The organism is Cupriavidus oxalaticus (genome assembly GCF_004768545.1).
Taxonomy (GTDB): Bacteria; Pseudomonadota; Gammaproteobacteria; order Burkholderiales; family Burkholderiaceae; genus Cupriavidus; species Cupriavidus oxalaticus_A.
Map to the genome: position 1 here is coordinate 2,275,235 of NZ_CP038634.1, position 23,399 is coordinate 2,298,633.

Annotated in this window: 15 protein-coding genes; 10 read left to right on the forward strand and 5 right to left on the reverse strand. The window is 68.8% G+C overall.

Annotated features, from left to right (window positions below; genetic code table 11):
• Positions 1-33 precede the first annotated feature (33 nt).
• The 10 genes from E0W60_RS10250 (at position 34) to E0W60_RS10300 (ending at position 17,416) form a co-directional block, all read left to right on the forward strand.
• A complete protein-coding gene (locus E0W60_RS10250) occupies positions 34-1,641 on the forward strand; it encodes a carboxyl transferase domain-containing protein (protein WP_135703851.1) in 1,608 nt (535 codons plus the stop codon).
• A gap of 91 nt (positions 1,642-1,732) precedes the next feature.
• Positions 1,733-3,748, forward strand: a complete 2,016-nt coding sequence (locus E0W60_RS10255) for an acetyl/propionyl/methylcrotonyl-CoA carboxylase subunit alpha (protein ID WP_135703852.1) — start codon at positions 1,733-1,735, stop codon at positions 3,746-3,748.
• A gap of 22 nt (positions 3,749-3,770) precedes the next feature.
• Positions 3,771-4,637: a hydroxymethylglutaryl-CoA lyase gene (locus E0W60_RS10260; RefSeq protein ID WP_135703853.1), complete on the forward strand. Its 867-nt coding sequence runs from the start codon at positions 3,771-3,773 to the stop codon at positions 4,635-4,637.
• A 273-nt stretch (positions 4,638-4,910) separates the two neighbouring features.
• Positions 4,911-6,800, forward strand: coding sequence for a sigma-54-dependent Fis family transcriptional regulator (locus E0W60_RS10265; RefSeq protein WP_135703854.1), 1,890 nt, complete (start codon positions 4,911-4,913; stop codon positions 6,798-6,800).
• Positions 6,801-7,048: 248 nt separating this feature from the next.
• A complete protein-coding gene (locus E0W60_RS10270; RefSeq protein WP_133098122.1) occupies positions 7,049-8,467 on the forward strand; it encodes an aldehyde dehydrogenase family protein in 1,419 nt (472 codons plus the stop codon).
• Positions 8,468-8,667: 200 nt separating this feature from the next.
• Positions 8,668-10,815, forward strand: coding sequence for a PQQ-dependent dehydrogenase, methanol/ethanol family (locus E0W60_RS10280; RefSeq protein WP_135703855.1), 2,148 nt, complete (start codon positions 8,668-8,670; stop codon positions 10,813-10,815).
• A 139-nt stretch (positions 10,816-10,954) separates the two neighbouring features.
• Positions 10,955-11,386: a PaaI family thioesterase gene (locus E0W60_RS10285; protein WP_240745773.1), complete on the forward strand. Its 432-nt coding sequence runs from the start codon at positions 10,955-10,957 to the stop codon at positions 11,384-11,386.
• Between the two features lie 195 nt (positions 11,387-11,581).
• On the forward strand, positions 11,582-12,505 hold the full coding sequence (gene imuA / locus E0W60_RS10290; RefSeq protein ID WP_205751610.1) for a translesion DNA synthesis-associated protein ImuA: 924 nt from the start codon (positions 11,582-11,584) through the stop codon (positions 12,503-12,505).
• Positions 12,438-14,006 carry a Y-family DNA polymerase gene (locus E0W60_RS10295; protein WP_135703856.1) on the forward strand — a complete coding sequence of 523 codons (1,569 nt, stop codon included), beginning with the start codon at positions 12,438-12,440 and terminating at the stop codon, positions 14,004-14,006. Before imuA ends, E0W60_RS10295 begins: the two co-directional genes overlap by 68 nt.
• A complete protein-coding gene (locus E0W60_RS10300; protein ID WP_135703857.1) occupies positions 14,003-17,416 on the forward strand; it encodes an error-prone DNA polymerase in 3,414 nt (1,137 codons plus the stop codon). Before E0W60_RS10295 ends, E0W60_RS10300 begins: the two co-directional genes overlap by 4 nt.
• Here E0W60_RS10300 and E0W60_RS10305 read toward each other — a convergent pair.
• From E0W60_RS10305 to E0W60_RS10325, 5 genes are all read right to left on the reverse strand, one after another.
• Positions 17,367-18,017, reverse strand: coding sequence for a MipA/OmpV family protein (locus E0W60_RS10305; RefSeq protein ID WP_240745774.1), 651 nt, complete (start codon positions 18,015-18,017; stop codon positions 17,367-17,369). The two genes, E0W60_RS10300 and E0W60_RS10305, sit on opposite strands and share 50 nt — an antisense overlap.
• A 109-nt stretch (positions 18,018-18,126) precedes the next feature.
• Positions 18,127-20,340 (reverse strand): xanthine dehydrogenase family protein molybdopterin-binding subunit, encoded by a 2,214-nt coding sequence (locus E0W60_RS10310; RefSeq protein ID WP_135703858.1) that lies wholly within the window; start codon positions 20,338-20,340, stop codon positions 18,127-18,129.
• A gap of 12 nt (positions 20,341-20,352) precedes the next feature.
• Entirely contained in the window at positions 20,353-21,345 is a 993-nt protein-coding gene (locus E0W60_RS10315; RefSeq protein WP_135703859.1) for an FAD binding domain-containing protein, read from the reverse strand.
• Positions 21,346-21,354: 9 nt separating this feature from the next.
• Complete coding sequence (locus tag E0W60_RS10320) at positions 21,355-21,927, reverse strand: (2Fe-2S)-binding protein (RefSeq protein ID WP_135703860.1); 573 nt, start codon at positions 21,925-21,927, stop codon at positions 21,355-21,357.
• Between the two features lie 253 nt (positions 21,928-22,180).
• Positions 22,181-23,377, reverse strand: a complete 1,197-nt coding sequence (locus tag E0W60_RS10325; RefSeq protein WP_135703861.1) for an amino acid aminotransferase — start codon at positions 23,375-23,377, stop codon at positions 22,181-22,183.
• Positions 23,378-23,399: the final 22 nt, after the last annotated feature.

A 23,399-nucleotide genomic window follows, 5' to 3' on the forward strand; every position in this document is an offset into this window, starting at 1 on the left:
CACCCTACAACGAACCGACTGGCCGAGGCTGATATGGCGGCAATTGAGACAAAGCTGAACGCGCGTTCCGAAGCGTTCAAGACCAACGCGCAGGCAATGCAGGCACTGGTTGCCGACCTGGAAGCAAAGATCGCGAAGCTGGCGGAAGGCGGCGGCGAGGCCGCGCGCGACAAGCACCTGTCGCGCGGCAAGCTGCTGCCGCGCGACCGCGTGCAGCAACTGCTCGACCCGGGCACGCCGTTCCTGGAGCTGTCGCAGCTTGCCGCCTACGACATGTATGACGATGCCGCGCCGGGCGCGGGCATCATCACCGGTATCGGCCGCGTGGCCGGGCAGGAGTGCGTGATCGTCTGCAACGACGCCACCGTCAAGGGCGGCACGTATTATCCGATGACGGTCAAGAAGCATGTGCGCGCGCAGGAGATCGCCGAGCAGAACAACCTGCCGTGCATCTACCTGGTCGATTCCGGCGGCGCCAACCTGCCCAACCAGGACGACGTGTTCCCCGACCGCGACCACTTCGGCCGCATCTTCTACAACCAGGCCAACCTGTCCAAGCAGGGCATCCCGCAGATCGCGGTGGTGATGGGCTCGTGCACCGCCGGCGGCGCGTACGTGCCGGCGATGAGCGACGAGTCGATCATCGTCAAGAACCAGGGCACTATCTTCCTGGGCGGCCCGCCGCTGGTGAAGGCCGCCACCGGCGAGGAGGTGAGCGCCGAGGACCTGGGCGGCGCCGACGTGCATACGCGCCTGTCCGGCGTGGCCGACTACTTCGCGCAGAACGACCACCACGCGCTGAGCCTGGCGCGCAATATCGTGCAGCACCTGAACCGCCGCAAGCCGGACCAGATCCGCCTGCACGAGCCGGTCGAGCCGCTGTACCCGGTGGAAGAACTGTATGGCGTGATCCCCACCGACACGCGCAAGCCCTATGACGTGCGCGAGGTAATCGCGCGCATCGTCGACGGCTCCGAGTTCGACGAATTCAAGGCGCGCTACGGCACCACGCTGGTGTGCGGCTTTGCGCGCATCTGGGGCTACCCGGTCGGCATCGTCGCCAACAACGGCATCCTGTTCTCGGAGTCGGCGCTGAAGGGCGCGCACTTTATCGAGCTGTGCTGCCAGCGCAAGATCCCGCTGGTGTTCCTGCAGAACATCACCGGCTTCATGGTGGGGCGCAAGTACGAGAACGAAGGCATCGCCCGCAATGGCGCCAAGATGGTGACCGCGGTGGCGACGGCGCAGGTGCCCAAGTTCACGGTGATCATCGGCGGCTCGTTCGGGGCCGGCAACTACGGCATGTGCGGGCGTGCCTATTCGCCGCGCTTTTTATGGATGTGGCCGAACGCGCGCATCTCGGTGATGGGCGGCGAGCAGGCGGCGAGCGTGCTGGCGACGGTGCGCCGCGATGGTATCGAAGCGAAAGGCGGCAAGTGGAGCGCGGAGGAAGAGGATGCGTTCAAGCAGCCGATCCGCGACCAGTACGAGCACCAGGGCCACCCGTACTACGCCAGCGCGCGGCTGTGGGACGACGGCGTGATCGATCCCGCGCAGACGCGCACGGTGCTGGGGCTGGGCCTGTCGGCCAGCCTGAACGCGCCGATCGAGGACATGAAATTCGGCGTGTTCCGCATGTAATTCGGCATGTAATTCGGCATGTAAGCCTGCCCTCCAGGCATCCCAGAATCGTATTCAAGAACGCTCCCCGCGAGGAGCGAAAGGCGAAGTCATGTTCACCAAAGTCCTGATCGCAAACCGCGGCGAGATCGCCTGCCGCGTGGCCGCCACCTGCCGCCGGCTCGGCATCCGCACCGTCGCGGTGTACTCGGATGCCGACGCCGATGCCCGCCACGTCGCCTTCTGCGACGAGGCCGTCCATATCGGCGGCGCCGCCGCGCGCGACAGCTACCTGCGCGCCGACCACATCATCGAGATGGCGAAGGAGACCGGCGCCCAGGCGATCCACCCGGGCTACGGCTTCCTGTCCGAGAACGAAGCCTTCGCCGAGGCCTGCGCCGCGGCGGGGCTGGTCTTTATCGGCCCGCCGGCCTCCGCGATCCAGGCGATGGGCAGCAAGAGCGCGGCCAAGCAGCTGATGGAAAAGGCGTCGGTGCCGCTGGTGCCCGGCTACCACGGCGAAGACCAGGACCCGGCGCTGCTGCGCCGCGAGGCCGATCGCATCGGCTACCCGGTGCTGCTCAAGGCCAGCGCGGGCGGCGGCGGCAAGGGCATGCGCGTGGTCGAGTCGGGCGATGGCTTCGAGGCCGCGCTGGCGTCGGTCAAGCGCGAGGCCAGCGCCAGCTTCGGCGACGACAAGGTGCTGGTCGAGAAGTACCTGACGCGCCCGCGCCATATCGAGATCCAGGTATTTGCCGACACCCACGGCAACTGCGTCTACCTGTTCGAGCGCGACTGTTCGGTGCAGCGCCGGCACCAGAAGGTGCTGGAAGAGGCGCCCGCGCCGGGCATGACCGAAGAACGCCGCCGCGCTATGGGCGAGGCCGCCGTGGCCGCGGCCAAGGCGGTGGGCTATGTCGGCGCCGGCACGGTAGAGTTCATCGCCAACCAGGACGGCTCCTTCTACTTCATGGAGATGAACACGCGCCTGCAGGTCGAGCATCCGGTCACCGAGATGATCACCGGGCAGGACCTGGTCGAATGGCAACTGCGCGTCGCCGCCGGCGAGCCGCTGCCGCTGACGCAGCAGCAACTGCGCATCGACGGCCACGCGCTGGAGGCGCGCATCTACGCCGAGAACCCCGACAAGCAGTTCCTGCCCTCCACCGGCACGCTGCGCTTCCTGCGCACGCCGCCTGCGGTGCAGTTCATGCGTGGCGAGGACGCCCATGGCCCGGCCGGCATCCGCATCGATGCCGGCGTGCGCGAGGGCGACACCATCAGCCCGTACTACGACCCGATGATCGCCAAGCTGATCGTCTGGGGCAAGGACCGGGACGAGGCGCTGGCGCGGATGCGGCAGGCGCTGGCGGCGTATCACGTGGTCGGACTGTCGACCAACGTCGCCTTCCTGCAGCGGCTGGTGTCGTCGCAGGCGTTCCGCACGGCGGATCTCGACACCGGGCTGATCGAGCGCAACGAGAGCGAGCTGTTCCCGCAGCCCGAGCCGATCGGTATCGACACCGTCGCGCTGGCGGTCGCCGCGCTGCTGGACCGCGAGGCGCGCGAACTGCGCATCGACGCTGCCGACCGGCATTCGCCATGGACTCACGGCGGCGCCTGGCGGCTCAACAGCGGCGCGTCGCGGCAACTGCGCTTCGGCTATGGCGACCAGGTGCTCGACGTGACGCTGCAGGTCAATGCGCGCGGCAGCACGCTGGCCTACGCCGGACAGTCCGTGCCGTTCTCCGCGGTATGCAAGGCCGACGATATCCGAATCGACCTCGGCACGCGCCGCGTGCATGGACATGTTCATGCTGAGGCGGACGACTTCCACGTGTTCTCCGCGGGCCGCCAGGTGCTGCTGGGCTGGATCGATCCGCTGTCCCACGCCGGCGAGGCCGAAGGCGAGGGCGGCAAGCTGACCGCGCCGATGCCGGGCAAGGTCATCGCCGTGATGGTCGAGGCGGGCAGCACGGTCACGCGCGGCACGCCGCTGCTGGTGATGGAAGCAATGAAGATGGAACACACCATCAGCGCGCCGGCCGACGGCGTGGTCAGCGAAGTGCTCTACGGTGTTGGGGAGCAGGTCACCGAAGGCGCCCAGCTGCTGGCGTTCGGTACCTGATACTTTTACGGAGATCCGGCAGATGCATGCGGACAAGGTCAAGGTCGTTGAAGTCGGCCCGCGCGACGGCCTGCAGAACGAGAAGAATCTGATCCCCACCGAGACCAAGGTGGCGTTGATCGACCAGCTCACCGACGCGGGCTTTCCCAATATCGAAGTGGCATCGTTCGTCTCGCCGAAGTGGGTGCCGCAGATGGCTGACGGAGCGCAGGTCATGGCCGCGATCAGGCGGCGCCCCGGCACCATCTACTCCGCGCTGACGCCGAACATGAAGGGCCTGGAAGGCGCGCTTGCAGCAGGCGCCGACGAGGTCGTGATCTTCGGCGCGGCCAGCGAGGCGTTCTCGCAGAAGAACATCAACTGCTCGATCGCCGAGTCGATGGCGCGCTTCGAGCCCGTGGCCGCGGCCGCCAAGGCGAAGGGCGTGCGGCTTCGCGCCAGCGTGTCGTGCGCACTGGGTTGTCCTTACCAGGGCGAGGTGCCGGTCGATGCCGTGGTCGACGTGGTCCGGCACATGCGAGAGCTGGGCTGCGACGAGATCGATATCGCCGACACCATCGGCGTGGGCACGCCAGACAAGGTAAAGATCGTGATGCTGGCCGCGGCCACCGAATTCCCGCTGGCGCAGCTGTCCGGGCATTTCCACGACACGTATGGCCATGCCCTGGCCAACGTCGAGGCGAGCCTGGAAGCCGGCATCCGTGTCTTCCATGCGTCTGTCGCCGGGCTTGGCGGGTGCCCGTACGCGAAGGGCGCGACCGGTAATGTGGCGACCGAGGCTTTGCTGCTGCGTCTGGCGAGCCTGGGGATGGAGACGGGGGTTGATCTGGATAAGGTCATTGCCGCTGCCGAACTGATTTCCAGGGCTATTGGCAAGCCAGTACTCTAGTAGCGCGGGCTTCCCTCGATGCCGGGCGCTTGTCTCATATTGAGACACCGCCTGCATCAACCTGAGACAGCCCTGGCCAAACCTGCCACGCAACGCTTGAATTCGCCCGGGGGCTCTCTTAAAGTACCTTTCCAGTTCGCGCCGCCGCCACCACCGCAGCACAGTCCGGCGCGCATAGATGACCCGGCCGCAACGACGGCCAGGCGTGCCACGGCATCGCCGCAGACCGCCGCCTCGCGGCACCGCGCGACGCCGACCACTGGAGACAAGGCAATGCCCCCTGCACCGACAAGCCTGCTGTGCGATGCCAACGTCGCGCGGCGGGACTTCCTCGATGGCAAGGATGTCCCCGCCGGCTTGGTGTCCGACCTGATCGTGCGTTCGTGGCAGCGTGCCGCGCGTGCGGGCGTGCGTCCCGAGCAGCGCATGCTGTTTTCGGATGTCATCACGCACAGCGAAGTCCGCCGCAGCGAAGAAGAGAACCGGACCCTGATCGAACTGGCCGGCGCCGACATGGAAGTGCTGGCCGGCGCCTTTCCGTCGCAGCAGTGGATCGTGCTGTGTACCAATGCCGAAGGCGTGATCGTGTCCTCCCACGGGCGCCTGGGCGCTGGGCCTGGCGGGCCGTCGCCGCTGCAGCATGGCCGGCGCATCTGCGAGACCGGCATCGGCACCAACGCACCCGGCTGCTTGCTGGCGGAGGGCGGCAGTGCCGTCGAAATCCGTCGCGGCGAGCATTTCCTGCACGAACTGGTCGACGTGGTCTGCGCGGCCGCGCCGATCTATGACTGCCATGACCGCCTGATCGGCGTGCTCGATATCACCGGCTTCGGCGTCGACTTGCCGGCCTACGCGATCAACCATGTGCGCGCGGCGGCCACGTCGATCGGCAATCGCACCTTTGAGCGGCTGCCCGGTTGCTGCATCGTGCGCCTGCACCACGACCGCCGCATGCTGCATACGCCGGCGGAAGGCATCGTGGCGGTGTCCGCCGACGGCGTGATCGTGGCGGCAAACCATACCGCCCGCGATATGCTGCGGCTCGGCAGCGCCGAGATCGGCGCGATCGATCTCGGCAGCGTCTTTGCCGAAGGCATGCATGGCCCCGGAGGCGCGGTGCAAAGCGTCGTGCGCACGGTCGCCGGCGCGCGCCTGCATGTCTCGGCGAGCGAAACCCAACGTGCGCGTTCCCGTGGCGCCACGCCACGCGCCGAGGACGCCGGTCCGCTGGCCGGCCACCTCATTGCCGATGCCACGCTGGCGCGCGCCTTCGACAAGGCCAGCATGGCGGTCGGCGCGCAGGTGCCGGTGATCCTGCTGGGCGAGACCGGCACCGGCAAGACCATGCTGGCGCGCGCGCTGCATGAGGGCAGCCGGCCGGACGGCAACTTTGTCTCGATCAACTGCTCGGCTATTCCCGAAGGGCTGGCCGAAGCCGAGCTGTTTGGCTATGCCGACGGCGCCTTTACCGGCAGCCGCCGCGGCGGCTGCGCGGGCAAGATCGAGCAGGCCAACCATGGCACGCTGTTCCTCGACGAGATCGGCGACATGCCGCTGGCACTGCAGACCCGGCTGCTGAGCGTGCTGCAGGAGCGCTGCGTCACGCGCGTCGGCGCGGCCAAGCCGATCCCGGTCGACCTGTCGGTGATCTGCGCCACGCACCGCAGCCTGCCGGAACTGGTGCGGCAGGGCGCCTTCCGTGAAGACCTGTATTTCCGCATCAACGGCATGGCGATCCGCGTTCCGGCGTTGCGCGACCGCACCGACCTGCCCGAGCTGATCGCGGCGATGCTGCAGACGCTGGCGCGCGGCCGGCGCAAGGCGCTCGATGCCGATGTGATGGCGCTGCTGATGTCGCATGCCTGGCCCGGCAATGTGCGCGAGCTGCACCAGGTGCTGCGCACTGCGGTGGCGCTGTCTGGCCTCAGCGAGGAAATCCGGCGCGAGCACCTGGACGAAAGCTGGCTGGATGCTGCAACGCGCGTGGCAGTGACTGACATCCTGCCCGCGGCGGGCCAGCCGATGCTGCTGGCGCAGGCGCAGGACGCGCTGATCCAGCGCACCCTCGACGAGCTCAGCGGTAACCGCTCCGAAGCCGCGCGCGCGCTCGGCATCTCGCGCGCAACGCTGTACCGCAAGATGGCGCGCGCCAAGATCCGCTAGACCGGTCCGCCGATCCCTCATGACCCCCGCCCGCCACGCCGTGGCGGCGGGGGTTTTTCCTTGATGGCGTGTCTTGCCTGTATCGAGACATTGGATCAGATTGCGACACACAGGGGCAGCGTCGCAACCACGCTGCCATGCGCAACTGGCGCAAAGACAAGCGCAGGTGCGCGATTTGTGCGCCAGGCACGCCGCTTGCGTTGCAGGGCATCGCATTCCAACCAGGGAACAACATGAGGAGACAAGCGATGCACGGCAATGCAGGACTGCTGATCAACGGAAAAATCGTGCAGGGCAGCGCCACGCTCGACGTGGTCAACCCCGCCACCGGCAAGGTGTTCACCACGGTGTCGCGCGCCACCGAGCGCGAGGCTGCTGCGGCGGTCGCCGCCGCCAAGGCCGCGCAGCCGGGCTGGGCCGCGCTGGAACTGCCGCAGCGGCGCGCGCTGCTGCTGCGCTTCGCCGACGCGCTGCACGGCAACGCGGAGGACCTGGCCGCCACGCTGGTGCTGGAGCAGGGCAAGCCGCTGGCCGAGGCGCGTCAGGAACTGCAGTTCGCCGAAGCCTTCGTGCGCCATATCGCCGGGCTGGAGCTGCCGGTATCGCTGGTGCAGGACGACGCCACCCACCGCATCGAGCTGCACCACAAGCCGCTGGGTGTGGTGGCCGCCATCGCGGCATGGAATTTCCCGGTGCTGATCGCTGCCTACAAGCTCGCGCCGGCGCTGCTGATGGGCAATACCGTGGTGCTCAAGCCCGCGCCGACCACACCTGTGGCAACGCTGCAGCTTGGGGCGATCCTGTCCGACCTGCTGCCGCCGGGCGTGGTCAACATCATCACCGATGCCAATGACCTGGGCAGCTACCTGACTTCGCACCCCGACGTGGCCAAGGTCTCGTTCACGGGCTCGACCGCGACCGGCAAGAAGGTGATGGCAAGCGCCGGCCCGGGGCTGAAGCGCATCACGCTGGAACTGGGCGGCAACGACGCGGCCATCGTGCTCGACGATGCCGACGTGGCGGAAATCGCGCCGAAGATCTTCGGCAGCGCTTTCTACAACTGCGGGCAGGTATGCCTGGCGCTGAAGCGGCTGTACGTGCATGCGTCGGTCCATGACGCGCTGTGCGACGCGCTGGCCGACCTGGCCGGGCGCACGGTGGTAGGCAATGGCGCGGAAGCCGGCGTCACGATGGGCCCGCTGCAGAACGCCATGCAGTACGACAAGGCCGGCCGCTTCCTGGCCAGCGCGCGCCGCGACGGCAAGATCCTGGCGGGTGGCGCCTTGCTCAAGGGCGATGGCTACTTCGTCGCCCCGACCATCGTGCGCGACCTGACCGACCAGAGCGAGCTGGTGACCGAGGAGCAGTTCGCGCCGATCCTGCCGGTGCTGAAGTTCGACAGCATCGACGAAGCCGTGGCGCGCGCCAACGGTACGCCGTATGGGCTGGGTGGCTCGGTGTGGTCCAGCGACGAAGAGCGCGCCTATGGGGTGGCGTGGCGTCTCGACGTGGGTACGGCATGGGTCAACCACCACCTGCATTTCGGCCCGCACATCCCGCTGGTGGGCGCCAAGGAGTCCGGCGTCGGCGTGGAATTCGGGCCGGAAGGGCTGGCCGAGTATGCGCAACTGAGCGTGATCAATATCGCGCGCGCGCAGGCCTGCTGACGCGGCCACGCCCGCTGCGCGGCGGGCGACACAGGCAAGAAGAAAACCGGAAGTCGCGCAGCGCGACCGCGTCTATGCGGGTGGCAACGGCGTCGCCGGCGGCAACCTGGATTCGGACGTAGGCATTATTCGCTATGGGCGCTTCATGGAGGTCGGTGTTCTGACACGCCAAATCAATTAAGAAGACAGAGGAGACCAAGATGCATAGCAACAAGCAACGCCTGCTGGTGAGCATGGTGGCCGCGGCCAGCGTGGCGCTGCCGGCGCCGATGGCATTCGGCGCCGAAGGCAACGCCGCTCCCCGCCCGGCAAAAAAAAAGGCGCACAAGCCGGCGAACGCAGCCGCGCGCGTGGACAGCGCCGCGATCCGCGCCAACGAGGCCGGCACGCCGAACTGGCCCAGCTACGGCCTGGATTACGCCGAGACCCGCTTCAGCAAGCTCGAGCAGGTCAACGCGGGCAACGTCAAGGACCTGGGGCTGGCCTGGTCCTACGACCTGGAATCGACGCGCGGCGTGGAGGCGACGCCGCTGGTGGTCGATGGCGTGATGTACGTCTCCGCACCGTGGAGCGTGGTGCATGCCATCGACGCGCGCACCGGCAAGCGCCTGTGGACCTACGACCCGCAGGTACCGCGCGACCAGGCCTACAAGGGCTGCTGCGACGTGGTCAATCGCGGCGTGGCGCTGTACCAGGGCAAGGTCTTCGTCGGCGCGTTCGACGGCCGGCTGGTGGCGATCGATGCCGCCACCGGCAAGAAGGTGTGGGAGCAGGACACCATCGTCGATCGCAGCAAGTCCTATACGATCACCGGCGCGCCGCGCGTCTACAAGGGCAAGGTGATCATCGGCAACGGCGGCGCAGAGTACGGCGTGCGCGGCTACATCACCGCCTACGATGCCGAGACCGGCAAGCAGCAATGGCGCTGGTACACGGTTCCGGGCGACCCCGCCAGGCCCTTCGAGAACGAAGCCATGGCAAAGGCCGCGGCCACCTGGGACCCCAGCGGCAAGTACTGGGTCAACGGTGGCGGCGGCACGGTCTGGAACACCATGGCGTTCGACCCCGGCCTGAACCTGATGTACATCGGCACCGGCAACGCCGGCCCGTGGAGCCGCAAGCTGCGCAGCCCGAAGGGCGGCGACAACCTCTACGCGGCCTCCGTGGTGGCGCTGAACCCGGACACTGGCGAATACGTCTGGCACTACCAGGAAACCCCGGGCGACAACTGGGACTACACCTCGACGCAGGACATCATCCTGGCCGACCTGAAGATCGACGGCCAGCCGCGCAAGGTGATCCTGCACGCGCCCAAGAACGGCTTCTTCTTCGTGATCGACCGGACCAATGGCAAGTTCATCTCGGCCAAGAACTTCGTCGACGTCAACTGGGCCTCGGGCTATGACAAGGACGGCCGGCCGATCGAGACGCCGCAGTCGGACACTTCGGGCAAGCCGGCGGATATCGTGCCGGGGCCGTTCGGCGCGCACAACTGGCATTCGATGTCGTTCCACCCGAAGCTGGGGCTGGCCTTTATCCCGGCGCAGCACGTGCCGCTGACGCTGGCCGACAACAAGGAGTGGGCCCACAACCAGAAGGACTCTCCCGAGGCGCATCGCGGCGTGGGCTGGAACCTGGGCATGCTGGTCAATGCCGAGCCCCCCAGGAGCAAGCCGATGGGGCGGCTGATCGCGTGGGACCCGCTGGCGCAGAAGGCGGTATGGCACCAGGACCATGCCGGCCCGTGGAACGGCGGCACGCTCGCGACCGCCGGCAACCTGGTGTTCCAGGGCACGGCGGACGGGCGGCTGGTGGCGTATCACGCCGGCACCGGCGAGAAGCTGTGGCAGGCGCCGACCGGCTCCGGCGTGGTGGCGGCGCCGGTGACCTACCTGCTCGACGGCAAGCAGTATGTGTCGGTGGCGGTGGGCTGGGGCGGCGTGTATGGCCTGAGCCAGCGCGGCAGCGACAGGCAGGCGCCGGGACGGGTCTACACCTTTGTGCTCAACGGCAAGAAGCCGATGCCCGAGTCGGCGCCCTACGCGATGGCGCCGCTGCTGAGCGGGGTGAAATACGACCCGGCCAAGGTCGCCGACGGGCAGAAGCTCTACGTCAACAACTGCGTCTTCTGCCATGGCGTGCCGGGTGTCGACAAGGGCGGCAATATTCCCAACCTGGCCTATGTCGGCGCGCCGATGATCGAGCACCTGGACAAGATCCTGTTCAACGGGCCGTTGGTGCAGAAGGGCATGCCGGATTTCACCGGCAAGCTGACGGCGGAGGAGGTGGTCAAGATCCAGGCATTTATCCAGGGCACCGCCGACGCGGTGCGGCCGAAGAAGCCCTGACGGAAGTGCGCGCGCGGGCCGGCACTGGCCCGCGCGCTTCGTGCACGCCAAAGTGGCTGTTCGCCAAATCGGAATTGTTTGGGGCCGCGAATCGCGAGGAAATACTGCCTGGACAAATTTAGCCGTGGTGAGCAGTGAAATGAAAATCCAAGCAACGGAAATCGTGATGGAGGGTGGCGCCGGCGGCGGTTTCTCTCTCGACAATCCCGCCCTCGAAAGCATCGGTGTCCGCATCACGCAGTGGCGCCCCGATTACGTGGAGCTTGAACTGCCGGTCACGTCCAGCATGCTGAACCGCAGCCGCGTGGTCCATGGCGGCACGATCTGCACGCTGCTGGACGCCGCCACCGGCTATGCCGGCCTGTTCTCGGCGCCGGGCGAGGCGGCGCGGCATGCGGTGACGCTGTCGCTGACTTCCAACTTCCTGAGCAACGGCACGGGCAGTGTGTTGACGGCCAAGGGCACCGTCGATCGGCGCGGGCGCTCGATTTTCTTTTCGCGTGCCGAGGTCTGGCTTGACCAGGAGTTGCTGGTGGCGACCGGCGTTGCCACGATGAAATACCTGAAGTAGGCCCACGGGGCGTTCGCGCCCCTTTCTCTTCTTCGGAGGCGGAGCCCGTCCGCCCGATCCGTTCCTCCGGTGCTCCGCGCACCACCCTGGCATCCTTCGCGCGTCTACCCCTTGCGCTTGCCTCGATACTGTATAAATATACAGTTATCGTAAATATCCTATTTCCTCGCTTCCCGCGAGCGACACCGACTTCACATGCCTGCGCAATCGTACGCAGCCCCGCCCATGGCGGCGGAGGGCGTTCTTTTCCCTGCGCCGACGCCGGCCAGGTCCGCAGCCCCGGCAGCCCCGGCAGCCCACGCTACCCGGCAGCAGGCGCTGTCGGCGCTCGAGCAGCGCTATCCCGGCCTGTGGCGCGCCGGCCAGCTTGGCCGTGCCGGCAGCGCCGCGGTGTGCCCGACCGGGTATGACGCGCTCTCGGCCGAACTGCCGGGCGGCGGCTGGCCGGCGGGCGGACTGACCGAACTGCTGACCACGCAGGGCGGCGCGGGCGAACTGCGCCTGCTGCTGCCGGCGCTGCGCGTGCTGGCCGGGGCAGGGCGCCGCATCGCGCTGGTGGCGCCGCCTTGCTTGCCCAATGCCATGGGCCTGGCCGCGGCCGGCCTGCCGGCGCGCCAGCTGTACTGGCTGCGCCCGCCAGCCGGCGCGGCCAAGGCTGCGCAACAGGCCGACATGCTGTGGGCGGCCGAGCAGGTGCTGCGCAGCCAGGCCTTCGGCGGCGTGCTGGTGTGGCTGCCCGCGGCCCGGCCCGAGGCGCTGCGCCGGCTGCAGGTGCTGGCCCAAGCCGGCGACGCGGTGGTGTGGGCGCTGCGCCCGGCCGCGGCGCTGCGCGAGTCGTCGCCGGCGGTGCTGCGCCTGCTGCTGGCGCCGCAGCCTGGCAATGTGCTGTCGATCACCTTCCACAAGCGACGCGGGCGGGTGCGCGATACGCCGTTGCTGCTGCGCCTGGGCGGGATGGAGGCAGCCATGCGCACGGCCGCCTGGCCCGTGCCCGCCGGCGCCCCGGCCGCCGCGCCTTCCGTTGTGTCTTCGTCTTCTCAGTCTTCTACCGATGCCGTACTGGATCGCGGTGCACCTGCCGCGCCTGCCCCTGGACGCACTGCAGCCCAACTGGCCTGAGCCGGCTGCCTCCAGCCCATCCTCCGTCACCGGCACGCTGCACCATGCGCTGCCGGTGGCGGTGATGGCGCAGGAGCAGGTGGTGCTGGCCAACGGTCCCGCGATGCAGCTGGGCGTGCGCTACGGCATGCGCCGCGGCGGCGTGCAGGCGCTGTCGGCGGACATCGTGCAGCTGGAACGCGACCTGGTTGCGGAAGAGGCGCTAATGGAAACGGTGGCGCTGGCGCTGCTGCGCTTCACGCCGGCCGTGACCTTCGACGAGGAACCGGAAGCGGCCACCGTGATGCTCGACGTCACCGCCAGCCTGCGCCTCTTTGGCGGCCACCGCGCGCTGTGCCGCGCGGTGCGCGCCTGCGTGCGCCAGCTCGGCACCATTGCCCAGGTGGGCAGCGGCCCGACCGCGCACGGCGCCGCCTGGCTGGCGCGCCAGCCGCTGCGGCGCACCCGCCGCGGCGTGGTGCGGCCCGCGCGCCGGGCGGTGGGCATGGCGCGGCTGCACCGGCTGCTCGACCGCCTGCCGGTCGAGGCGCTGCACACGCTGGCCGACCCGGCCTGGCTCGACGGCATCGGCTGCCGCACGCTGGGCGAGGTGCGGCGCCTGCCGCGCGCCGGCCTGACCCGGCGGCTGGGCCCGGCGCTGCTGGCGCGGCTGGACCAGGCCTATGGCGAGGCCCCGGCGCGCTTTGCCTGGTACGCGGCGCCGCCCACGTTCGCGCAGCGCATGGACCTGCCCGGGCGCATCGAATCCGCCGAAGGCGTGCTGGCCGGCGCGCAGCGCCTGCTGCTGGCGCTGGCCGGCTGGCTGGCGCTGCTGCAGGCCGGCGTCACGCGCTGCGCGCTGGTGCTGGAGCATGAGCGCTACCGGCGCGGCGTCGATACCGAAGGGACGCCGGTCGCGCTCGGCCTCGCCCAGCCCAGCCGCGATCCCGCGCACCTGTCGCGGCTGCTGCGCGAAAAGCTCGACAAGCTCAACTTCCACGCCCCGGTCACCGGCCTGGCGCTGCGCGTGGAAGCGATGCAGGCCTGCGTGCCGCAGAGCGACGCGCTGTTCCCAGAGCCCGGCGGCTCGCCGGAAGACCTGGGCCGCCTGCTCGATACGCTGATGGCGCGGCTGGGCCGTAACAACGTGCTGCAGCCGCGGCCCTTGGCCGACCACCGTCCCGAGCGCGCCAACCGCTGGGTGCCGGTCGACGAACCGCAGCCCGGTGGCAAGGCTGGCGGCATGCCCGGCCCGCTGCCGGAGCGCCCGCTGTGGCTGCTGCCGCAACCGCTGCCGCTGCCGGTGCAGCAGCACCGCCCCAGCCACGGCGGGCCGCTGGCGCTGCTGAGCCGGCCCGAGCGCATCGAGGCCGGCTGGTGGGACGGTGCATTAGCCACGCGCGATTACTTCATCGCCGAGCGTGCCGACGGCCTGCGCTGCTGGATCTATCGCGAGCGCCCCGGCCACGGCGCGGACGAGGGCAGCGAGTACCGCTGGTTCCTGCACGGGCTGTTCGCATGACGCCGGTGATCCCTTCGCTGCCCGGCCTGCTGCCCGCGCTGCCCGGCCTGCTGCCCGCGCTGCCCGACTACGTGGAGCTGCACTGCATCTCCAACTTCACCTTCCTCACCGGCGCCTCGCACCCGGGCGAGCTGATCGAACGCGCCTTCGGCCTGGGCTACCGCGGGATGGCACTGACGGATGAATGCTCGGTGGCCGGCACCGCGCGCGCGCACGATGCGATCCAGACGCTGCGCAAGCGCCTGCACGACGCGGTGGCACGCAGCGCGGCGCGCGGCGCGGAGGCGGACATCGACGAGCCGCTGCTCGATCCCGAAGGCGACGCCGATACCGGCGAGGACGACCCTGCCGCGCACGCCAGCCGCCACCAGCGGCTGCAGGCGCTGGCCGCCGCCGCCGACGGCTTCGCGCTGCTGATTGGCAGCCGCTTCAGCCTGCCGCCTGCGGATCGCTCCGACCGCCCCGACCGCCCCCCGCTGCGGCTGGTGCTGATCGCCCGGCACCGCGACGGCTTCGGCAACCTGTCCGAGCTGATCACGCTGGGCCGCCGCCGCGCGCAGAAGGGCAGCTACCGGTTGCACCCCGAGGACATCGCCGCGCCGACCGGCGACGAAGCCCACCTGCGCGGCATGCCGGGCTGCCTGGCGCTGCTGCTGCCCGACTATTGCGCCGATCCCGAGCTGCTGCGCGAACAGGCGCAGTGGTGCCGCGACGTCTTCGGCGAGCGCGCATGGATCGCACTGGAACTGCTGCAAGGCCATGCCGACGGCTTGCACCGCGCGCGCCTGGAAGCCGTGTCGGCGCAGACCGGCGTGCCGCTGGCCGCCGCCGGCGCGGTCACCATGCACGTGCGCTCGCGCAAGCCGCTGTCGGACGTGATGACCGCGATCCGGCTCGGCCAGCCGCTGGCCGAATGCGGCATGGCGCTGGCGCCCAATGCCGAGCAGCACCTGCGCATGCGCCAGGTGCTGTCGCGCCTGTACCCGCGCGATGCGCTGGCGCAGACGCTGAAGATTGCCGCGCAGTGTGATTTCTCGCTGGGCATGCTGCGTTATGAATATCCCGAGGAGCTGGTGCCGCCGGGCTTCACGCCGATCTCTTACCTGCGCGAGGAAGTGAAGCGCGGCAAGGCCGAACGTTTTCCCAATGGCTTGAAGCCGGAATGGGAAAAGCAACTGGAGGAAGAGCTGCAGCTGATCGAGGAAAAACAGTACGAGCCCTTCTTTCTCACCGTGCACGACATCGTGCGCTTTGCCCGCGCCAACGGCATCCTGTGCCAGGGCCGCGGCTCGGCCGCCAACTCGCTGGTGTGCTTCTGCCTGTATGTGACCGAGGTCAGTCCCGAGCAGGCCAACCTGCTGTTCGGCCGCTTCCTGTCGCGCGAGCGCGATGAGCCGCCCGATATCGACGTCGACTTCGAGCACCAGCGGCGGGAGGAGGTGATCCAGTACATCTACCAGAAGTACGGCCGCCACCGTGCTGCGCTGGCGGCGTCGCTGATCACTTACCGTTCGCGCAGCGCGCTGCGCGACGTGGGCCGCGCGCTGGGCATCGACGCCAGCGTGGTCGAGCAGGTGGTCAAGGGCCAGGCCTGGTGGGACGGCCCCGGCTTCGTGGAGAAGATCGCGCGCTACGGGCTCGATCCCGACTCGCCGGCAGTGCAGCAGTGGGCCAGCCTGACCGCGCAGCTGCGCGGCTTTCCGCGCCATCTGTCGCAGCACGTGGGTGGCTTCGTGATTGCGCGCCACAAGCTGTCGCGGCTGGTGCCGATCGAGAATGCGGCCATGGCGGACCGCAGCGTGATCCAGTGGGACAAGGATGATCTGGAATCGCTGGGCCTGCTCAAGGTCGATGTGCTGGCGCTGGGCATGCTGTCGGCGATCCGGCGTGCGCTGGAGATGATCCCCAACCCTGACAAGACGCGTGCGGGCTTGCCGGCGCGCATGGAAGACATCCCCAAGGAAGACCCGGAAACCTACGACATGATCTGCAAGGCCGACACCATCGGCGTGTTCCAGATCGAATCGCGCGCGCAGCAGTCGATGCTGCCACGATTGCAGCCACGCGCGTATTACGACCTGGTGGTGGAAGTGGCGATCGTGCGCCCCGGCCCGATCCAGGGCGGCATGGTCCACCCTTACCTGAAGCGGCGCGAGGCGTTCCGCTTGACGAAGAAGCCGCCGGTCTACTTCAACGCCGTGATCGAGAAGGTGCTGGGCCGCACGCTGGGCGTGCCGATCTTCCAGGAGCAGGTGATGCAGCTGGCCATCGACGCAGCCGGTTTCTCGCCGGGACAGGCCGACCAGCTGCGGCGCTCGATGGCCGCGTGGCGCAGGCGCGGCGACCTGCGCCAGCACCAGGACGCGCTGGTGCGCGCGCTGACCGGCAATGGCTATCCGGAATCGTTTGCGCTGGCGATCTGCAAGCAGATCGAGGGGTTTGGCGAATACGGCTTCCCGGAGAGCCATGCGGCCAGTTTTGCCAAGCTGGTGTATGTCAGCTCGTGGCTCAAATGCCACCATCCGGCGGCTTTCCTGTGCGCGCTGCTGAACAGCCAGCCGATGGGATTCTATTCGCCGTCGCAGCTGGTGCAGGATGCGCAGCGGCATGATGTGGTGGTCTTGCCGGTGGACGTCACGTCGAGCCGGTGGGAAAGCACGCTGGAGCCGGTGGAGGCCGATGCCGCGCAAACGCATCCGCGCGTGCGCCTCGGCCTGAGCCGCGCCAAGGGCATGCGCGAGGAGGCCGCGCGGCGGATCGAGGATGCGCGTGCGCAGCGTGCGTTCGACAGTGTGGAAGACCTGGCGCTGCGTGCCGCGCTGGATCGGCATGATATCGACGTGCTGGCCGCTTCAGACGCGTTGGCGCCGCTTGCGGGTCATCGTCGGCAGGCGCGGTGGCAGGCACGCGCGGCGGCCGAGCATGCGGCGCACCGCGATCTGCTGTACGAGGCGCCGCCGGCGGAAGATGCGCTCGTGCTGCCCGCGCCGCGGCTGGGAGAGGATGTGACGGCGGACTACGCCAGCCTCGGGCTCTCGCTCAAGTCGCATCCGCTGGCGTTGTTGCGGGACAGGTTGAAGGCGATGCGGTTTGCTACCGCGAGTCAGCTGCAGCGCTGTGGCAATGGGCGGCGGGTGAGGGCTTGCGGGATTGTCACGGTGCGGCAGCGGCCTGCTACGGCCAGTGGAACTATTTTTGCGACGATCGAGGATGAGACTGGTACGGTCAATCTGATCTTATGGCCGGATCTGGTGGAAAGGCAGCGGAAGGAGGTGTTGGGGGCTACGTTGCTGGGGGTAGTGGGGACCTGGCAGCGGCAGGGGGACGTGCGGCACCTTGTGGCTAAGGAACTGGTGGATCTTAGTCCTTTGCTGGGGAGGTTGATGGTGGGGAGTCGGGATTTTCATTGAGGTCTTTGTTTTTTTGTTTTTTTGTTTTTTGTCCTGCGGCCTGCATCTGGTAGATATTTGATATGCCCTGGTTTCGCCCCTTTAGGCCGCCGAGGCTGCGGCGCGCGTCGATGCGCAGCACCAGCGGGAATTCCCTGGACACGGCGTATTCCGCAAACAGCTTGCCTTCCGGCGCGGGATTGATATTGCCCATGCCATCCGGGTGCTGCGATTCGTTTTGCCCGCGCCGGCCAAAGTTGTACGACAGCGCAATGCCGGCGCGCCAGTTCTTGCCGCGCAGCACGTTGACACCAATCCCTTCGCCGATCATTGCAAAGGCCAGGTCACGGTAGCAGATATCAATGCTGGGACCGCCCACGAAGATATATTCGGACGACCCGTCATAGCGCGGCCGTACCATGGCCGCGGCGCCCAGTCGAACCTGCCAGTCCGGGATGTCGTCCTCGAACAGTTTCTGCAGCGGGACGCCGGCAGAGAATTGCCATTCAGCCAGAGGCGCCGGGGTCTGGGGGCACGCCGCGGCGGGAAAGAGCGCTGCGCAAGAAGCCGCCAGCAGGGCGGCGAGGCACGGGGACGGACGCTTCAGGGTGGGGACGTTCACGGCAGCCTCCAGGCCCGCGGCGCGGACAGACAGGTCGCGGGCACTGGCCCGTGGCGACATCTTTCCATCGGAAGGCCGCTTGCGCAACCACCGGCGTGCCGTCCGGCCGTCAGTCCAGCAGCTTGTCGGGCGTCAGCGGCAGGTCGCGCACGCGCCGTCCGGTCGCGTGGTACACGGCATTGGCAATGGCGGCGGCGACCCCCACGATGCCGATCTCGCCGATGCCCTTGGTGCCCAGCGCATTGATATGCGGGTCGTGCCCGTCCAGCATGTCGACGTCGATCTCGCCCACGTCGGCGCCGACCGGTACATGGTATTCGGCGAGGTTGGCATTGGCCACGCGGCCGGTGGCGAGGTCCAGTTCACTTTTCTCATGCAGCGCCATGCCGATGCCCCAGACGATGCCGCCCACCAGCTGGCTATGCGCTGTCTTGCGGTTCAGCACGCGGCCCACGTCGTAGCAGCCGGCCACGCGATGCACGCGGACCTCGCCCAGGTCGGGATCGACATGCACTTCGGCAAAGACCGCGCCGAAGGCGTGCATCGAGTACTGCTTGCGCTCATCGCCCGGCCTGGCGCTGGCGTGGGCCTCGACAGGCTGGCCGCCGGCGCGCGTGACGGCGGCGCCGACCGGCTCGCGGCGCGACGGGTCGCTGCGCAGCCGCAGCCAGCCGTCCACGACCTCCACGTCATCCGGGCGAGCGCCGTAGAACGGCGAGGCGGGATCGGCCACGGCCAGCGCCACCAGCTTGCCGCGCGCGGCGGCGCAGGCCTGCTGCACCGCCGGCGCGACGCTGGCTGCCGACTGCGATCCGCCCGAGACCGGCGCCTCCGGAAAATCCGTATCGCCCAGTTCAAAGCGCACGCGCTCCAGCGGCAGGCCGAGCGCGTCGGCCGCCACCTGCGTCATCACGGTATAGGTGCCGGTGCCAAGGTCCTGCGAGCCGCTGCGCACCAGCGCGGTCCCGTCCGGCAGGATGCGCGCCAGCGCGCTCGCGGCCGAACGGTTGGCAGGGTAGGTGGCGGTGGCCATTCCCAGGCCCACCAGCTTGCCGCCGGCCTGCATCGAACGCGGCTTCGGATTGCGGCGCGACCAATCAAAGCGCTCGGCCGCCACGCGATAGCATTCGCGCAGCGATTTGCTGGAGAAGGGCATCTGCTTGTGCGGATCGGTATCGGCGTGGTTGCGCAGGCGCAACTCAAGCGGATCGATGCCGAGCCGATCGGCCAGCTCATCCAGCGCGCACTCCAATGCGAAGCTCCCCGGAGCCTCGCCCGGCGCGCGCATGAAGGTCATGGTGCCGACCTGCAGCCGTACCACCCGGTGGCTGGTCTGCAGGTTGGGGCATGCGTAGAGCGATCGCGTCAGCACGGCGCAAGTCTCGAGCCATTCCTCGAGCTGCGCGCTGCCGATGACGACGTCGTGGCGCATCGCCTGCAGGCGGCCATCGCCGCCGGCAGCGGCGAGTACGCGCTGTTCGGTGACGGGCCGCGCGCCCACCGGCCCGAACATCTGCACGCGCTCGATTACCAGCTTGACCGGCCTGGCGGCCGCGCGCGCCGCCATGGCCGCCAGCACCACGTGCGACCACATCGAACCCTTGCAGCCGAAGCCGCCGCCGACGAAGGGGCAGCGCACGCGCACCTTGCCGGCCGGGATGCCGAACGTGGCCGCTACCGCCTTGCGCACGCCGCTGACGTACTGGGTGGAGTCGTACAGCGTCAGGTTGTCGTCGTCCCAGGCGGCGATGGTGGCATGCGGTTCCATCGGGTTGTGGTGCTCCATCGGCGTGGTGTAAACCGCGTCGACCGTCGCGCTCGCTGAATGCAGCGCGGCGTCGACATCGCCGCGATGGCTGTCGGCCTCGCCAGCGTCTTCGCCCCGCGGCCTGGCGGCGTGCAGGCGCGCCTGCGCGAAATCCAGCACGGCCGGCTGCTCGCGGTAGCGGACCACCAGCCGCGCCGCCGCATCGCGCGCCTGGTCCAGCGTATCGGCCACGACCACGGCGATGGGCTGGTTGTTGTAGTGGACCGCGGTGTCCTGCAGCAGCGTCATTACGTGTCCGGCGGTCGGCGTATCTGCCCCGGCCTTGCCGCCCCTGGGCAGCTTCGGCGCGTTGAAGGGCGTCATGACCAGCCGGACGCCGGGCAACTGCTGGCACGCGGCGCTGTCGATCGATTCCACCTTGCCATGCGGGATAGTGCTGGTGACCATCACCGCGTGGACCAGTCCCGGCAGGACATGGTCGGCCGTGTAGCGTGCGCGGCCGGTGACCTTGAGCACGCCGTCGGTGCGGTCGATGGGAGCGCCGGTAACGCTCATTGCAATGCTCCTTCAGGCGCCTTGCGGGCGGGCTGCCACCTGCAGCGCGCGCACCACGGCGCGTTGCGCCAGCCCGACCTTGAAGGCGTTGTGCTCATACGACCGGGCGCCGTCGAGCAACAGGCGGGCGGCTTCTGCCGCGCTGTGCGCGCTCAGCGGCCGGCCGGTCAGCGCCTGCTCGGCTCCGGGCACGCGCCAGGGCTTGTGTGCCACGCCGCCCAGCGCAATCCGCGCGCTGCGCACGGTATGGCCGGAAAATTCCAGCGCCGCGGCCACCGAGACCAGCGCGAAGGCGAAACTGGACCGGTCGCGCACCTTCAGGTAGTGCGCATGCGCGGCGTAGGGCGAGGGCGGCAGTTCCAGCGCCACGACCAGTTCGCCGGGCGCCAGCGTCGTGTCGATCTCGGGCTTGTCTTCCGGCAAGCGATGGAAGTCGGCGATCCTGATGCGGCGCTCGCCGCCGGGCGCGCGCACGACAATGACGGCCTCCAGCGCGGCCAGCGCCACGCACATGTCGGACGGATGCACGGCGATGCAATGCTCGCTCGCGCCAAGGATCGCGTGCATGCGGTTGATGCCGTCGAGCGCACCGCAGCCCGAGCCTGGCTTGCGCTTGTTGCAGGCCGGGAATCCCGTGTCGTAGAAATAGTGGCAGCGCGTGCGTTGCAGCAGGTTGCCGCCGACGGTGGCCATATTGCGCAGCTGCCCGGACGCGCCGGACAAGAGCGCCTGCGCCAGCAGCGGGTACTGCTCGCGCACCAACCGCAGGTTGGCCGCGTCGGTGTTGGTAAGCGTCGCGCCGATGCGCAGGCCGCCGTCTGGCAGCGCCTCGACCCGCGCCAGCGGCAGGCGGCTCACGTCGACCAGCTGTCGCGGCGTTTCGACACCAGCCTTGACCAGGTCGATCAGATTGGTGCCGCCGCCGATATAGCGCGCGCCCGGCTGGCTGCCCAGCCGCAGCGCTTCGTCGATGGTGTCGGGCCGCGCGTAGGAGAATGGCTGCATGCCGCGGCCTCAGTGCGCGCCTGGCTTGCCGCCGGCCTCGCGGATCGCGGCGACGATCTTGGGATAGGCGCCGCAGCGGCACAGGTTGCCGCTCATGCGCTCGCGGATCTCGTCGTCGCCAAGCGGCAGCGTGGGCGCTGCCAGCGGCCGCACCGCGCTGGCCTCGCCGGCGCGCGCCTCGGCCAGCATGCCGACGGCCGAGCAGATCTGCCCCGGCGTGCAGAAGCCGCACTGCAGTGCGTCATGCGCGACAAAGGCTGCCTGCACCGGGTGCAGCGCGTTGCCGCCGGACAGGCCTTCGATGGTGGTAAGGTCGCGGCCCTCCTGCATCACCGCCAGCGTCAGGCAGGCCTGGATGCGGCGCCCGTCGCTGAGCACCGTGCAGGCGCCGCACTGGCCGCGGTCGCAGCCTTTCTTGGTGCCGGTCAGGTGCATCACTTCGCGCAGCGTGTCGAGCAATGTGGCGCGTGGCTCGAGTTGCAGGGTGTGGGACTGGCCGTTGATCCTGAGCGTGACGGGTCGCGCGGCACTGCCTGCGGGCGCGGTGGCATCGCGCCGGGAGGGCTCCTTGTGTTCGGACATCGTGCTGGCCTCTTGTGGACTGGGCGGCACCACGGGGATGGCGTCGCGCCAGATAGTGCAGCAAGAAGGACAGCAAATTCGGTGCCCGTCGGCGGGGCAGGCTTGTACCAGCAGTGGCAGGGAAGCGGGGCCGCCGCGTGCGTCATAACTCCACGTGGGCTTGTAGAAATTACGCTCGCGCCAGCCGGCCAGCAAAAAGAAAAGCGGCGCACAATGGCGCCGCCCCTGGCATTGTTTGCGAAACCGGAAAGGCTTAGCCCTTCAGCACGCTGCCGATGGCCTTCGCCACGATGCCCACGTTGCGCTCGTTCAGGCCGGCCACGCACATGCGGCCGGAGCGCAGCAGGTAGACACCGTGCTGCTCGCGCAGGCGCTCGGCCTGGTCGGCGCTCAGGCCGGTGTAGGTGAACATGCCGCGCTGCGTCAGGTAGCGCGACAGCGCCTCGCCGCTGACATGGTCGCGCAGGTTGTGGTGGATCGCTTCACGCATGCGCGCGATGCGGCCGCACATCTGGGCCAGTTCTTCTTCCCACAGCTGGCGCAGCTCGGGCGTGGTCAGCACCTTGGCCACCACGCGCGCGCCGTGCGTCGGCGGGTTGCTGTAGTTGGCACGCACCGCGCCGGTCAGCTGGCCCAGCACGTTGGCGGCTTCGCCGGCGGTGTTGCAGAACACGCTCAGGCCGCCGCAGCGCTCGCCATACAGCGAGAAGTTCTTCGAGAACGAATTGGCCACCAGGCAAGGCACGTCCTGCGCCACCAGTTCGCGGATGGCGAAGGCGTCGTCCTCCAGGCCGGCGCCGAAGCCCTGGTAGGCCATGTCGACGAAGGGCAGCAGGTTGTTGGCCTTGACCAGCGCGATCAGCTGGCGCCACTGGTCCTGGTTCAGGTCCACGCCGGTCGGGTTGTGGCAGCAGGCGTGCAGCAGCACGATGCTCTGCGCGGGGATGGCGCGCAGCGCGTCCATCATCGCGTCGAACTTCAGGCCGCCGGTGGCGTCGTCGTAGTACGGGTAGGTGTTGACCGTGAAGCCCGCGCGCTCGAACACCACGCGATGGTTTTCCCAGCTCGGGTCGCTGATCCAGACCTGCGACTGCGGGTAGTAGCGCTTGAGGAAGTCCGCGCCCACGCGCAGCGCGCCGGAGCCGCCCAGCGTCTGCAGCGTGGCGATGCGGCCGGCGGCGCGCGCCGGCGAGTCTTCGCCGAACACCAGCGCCTGCACCGCGCTGCGGTAGCCCGCCAGGCCCGACATCGGCAGGTAGGGGCGCGGGCCCATGTCGGCCAGCAGCGCGGCCTCGGCCTTGGCAACCGCCTGCATCACCGGCAGGCGGCCGTCATCGTCAAAGTAGATGCCGATGCTCAGGTTGACCTTGTCGGTGCGGGGATCTTTCTGGAAGTCCTCGTTGAGCGAGAGGATCGGGTCGCCAGGGAAGGCTTCGATGTGTGCGAACATGGGATGCGATGGAATCAGGTCG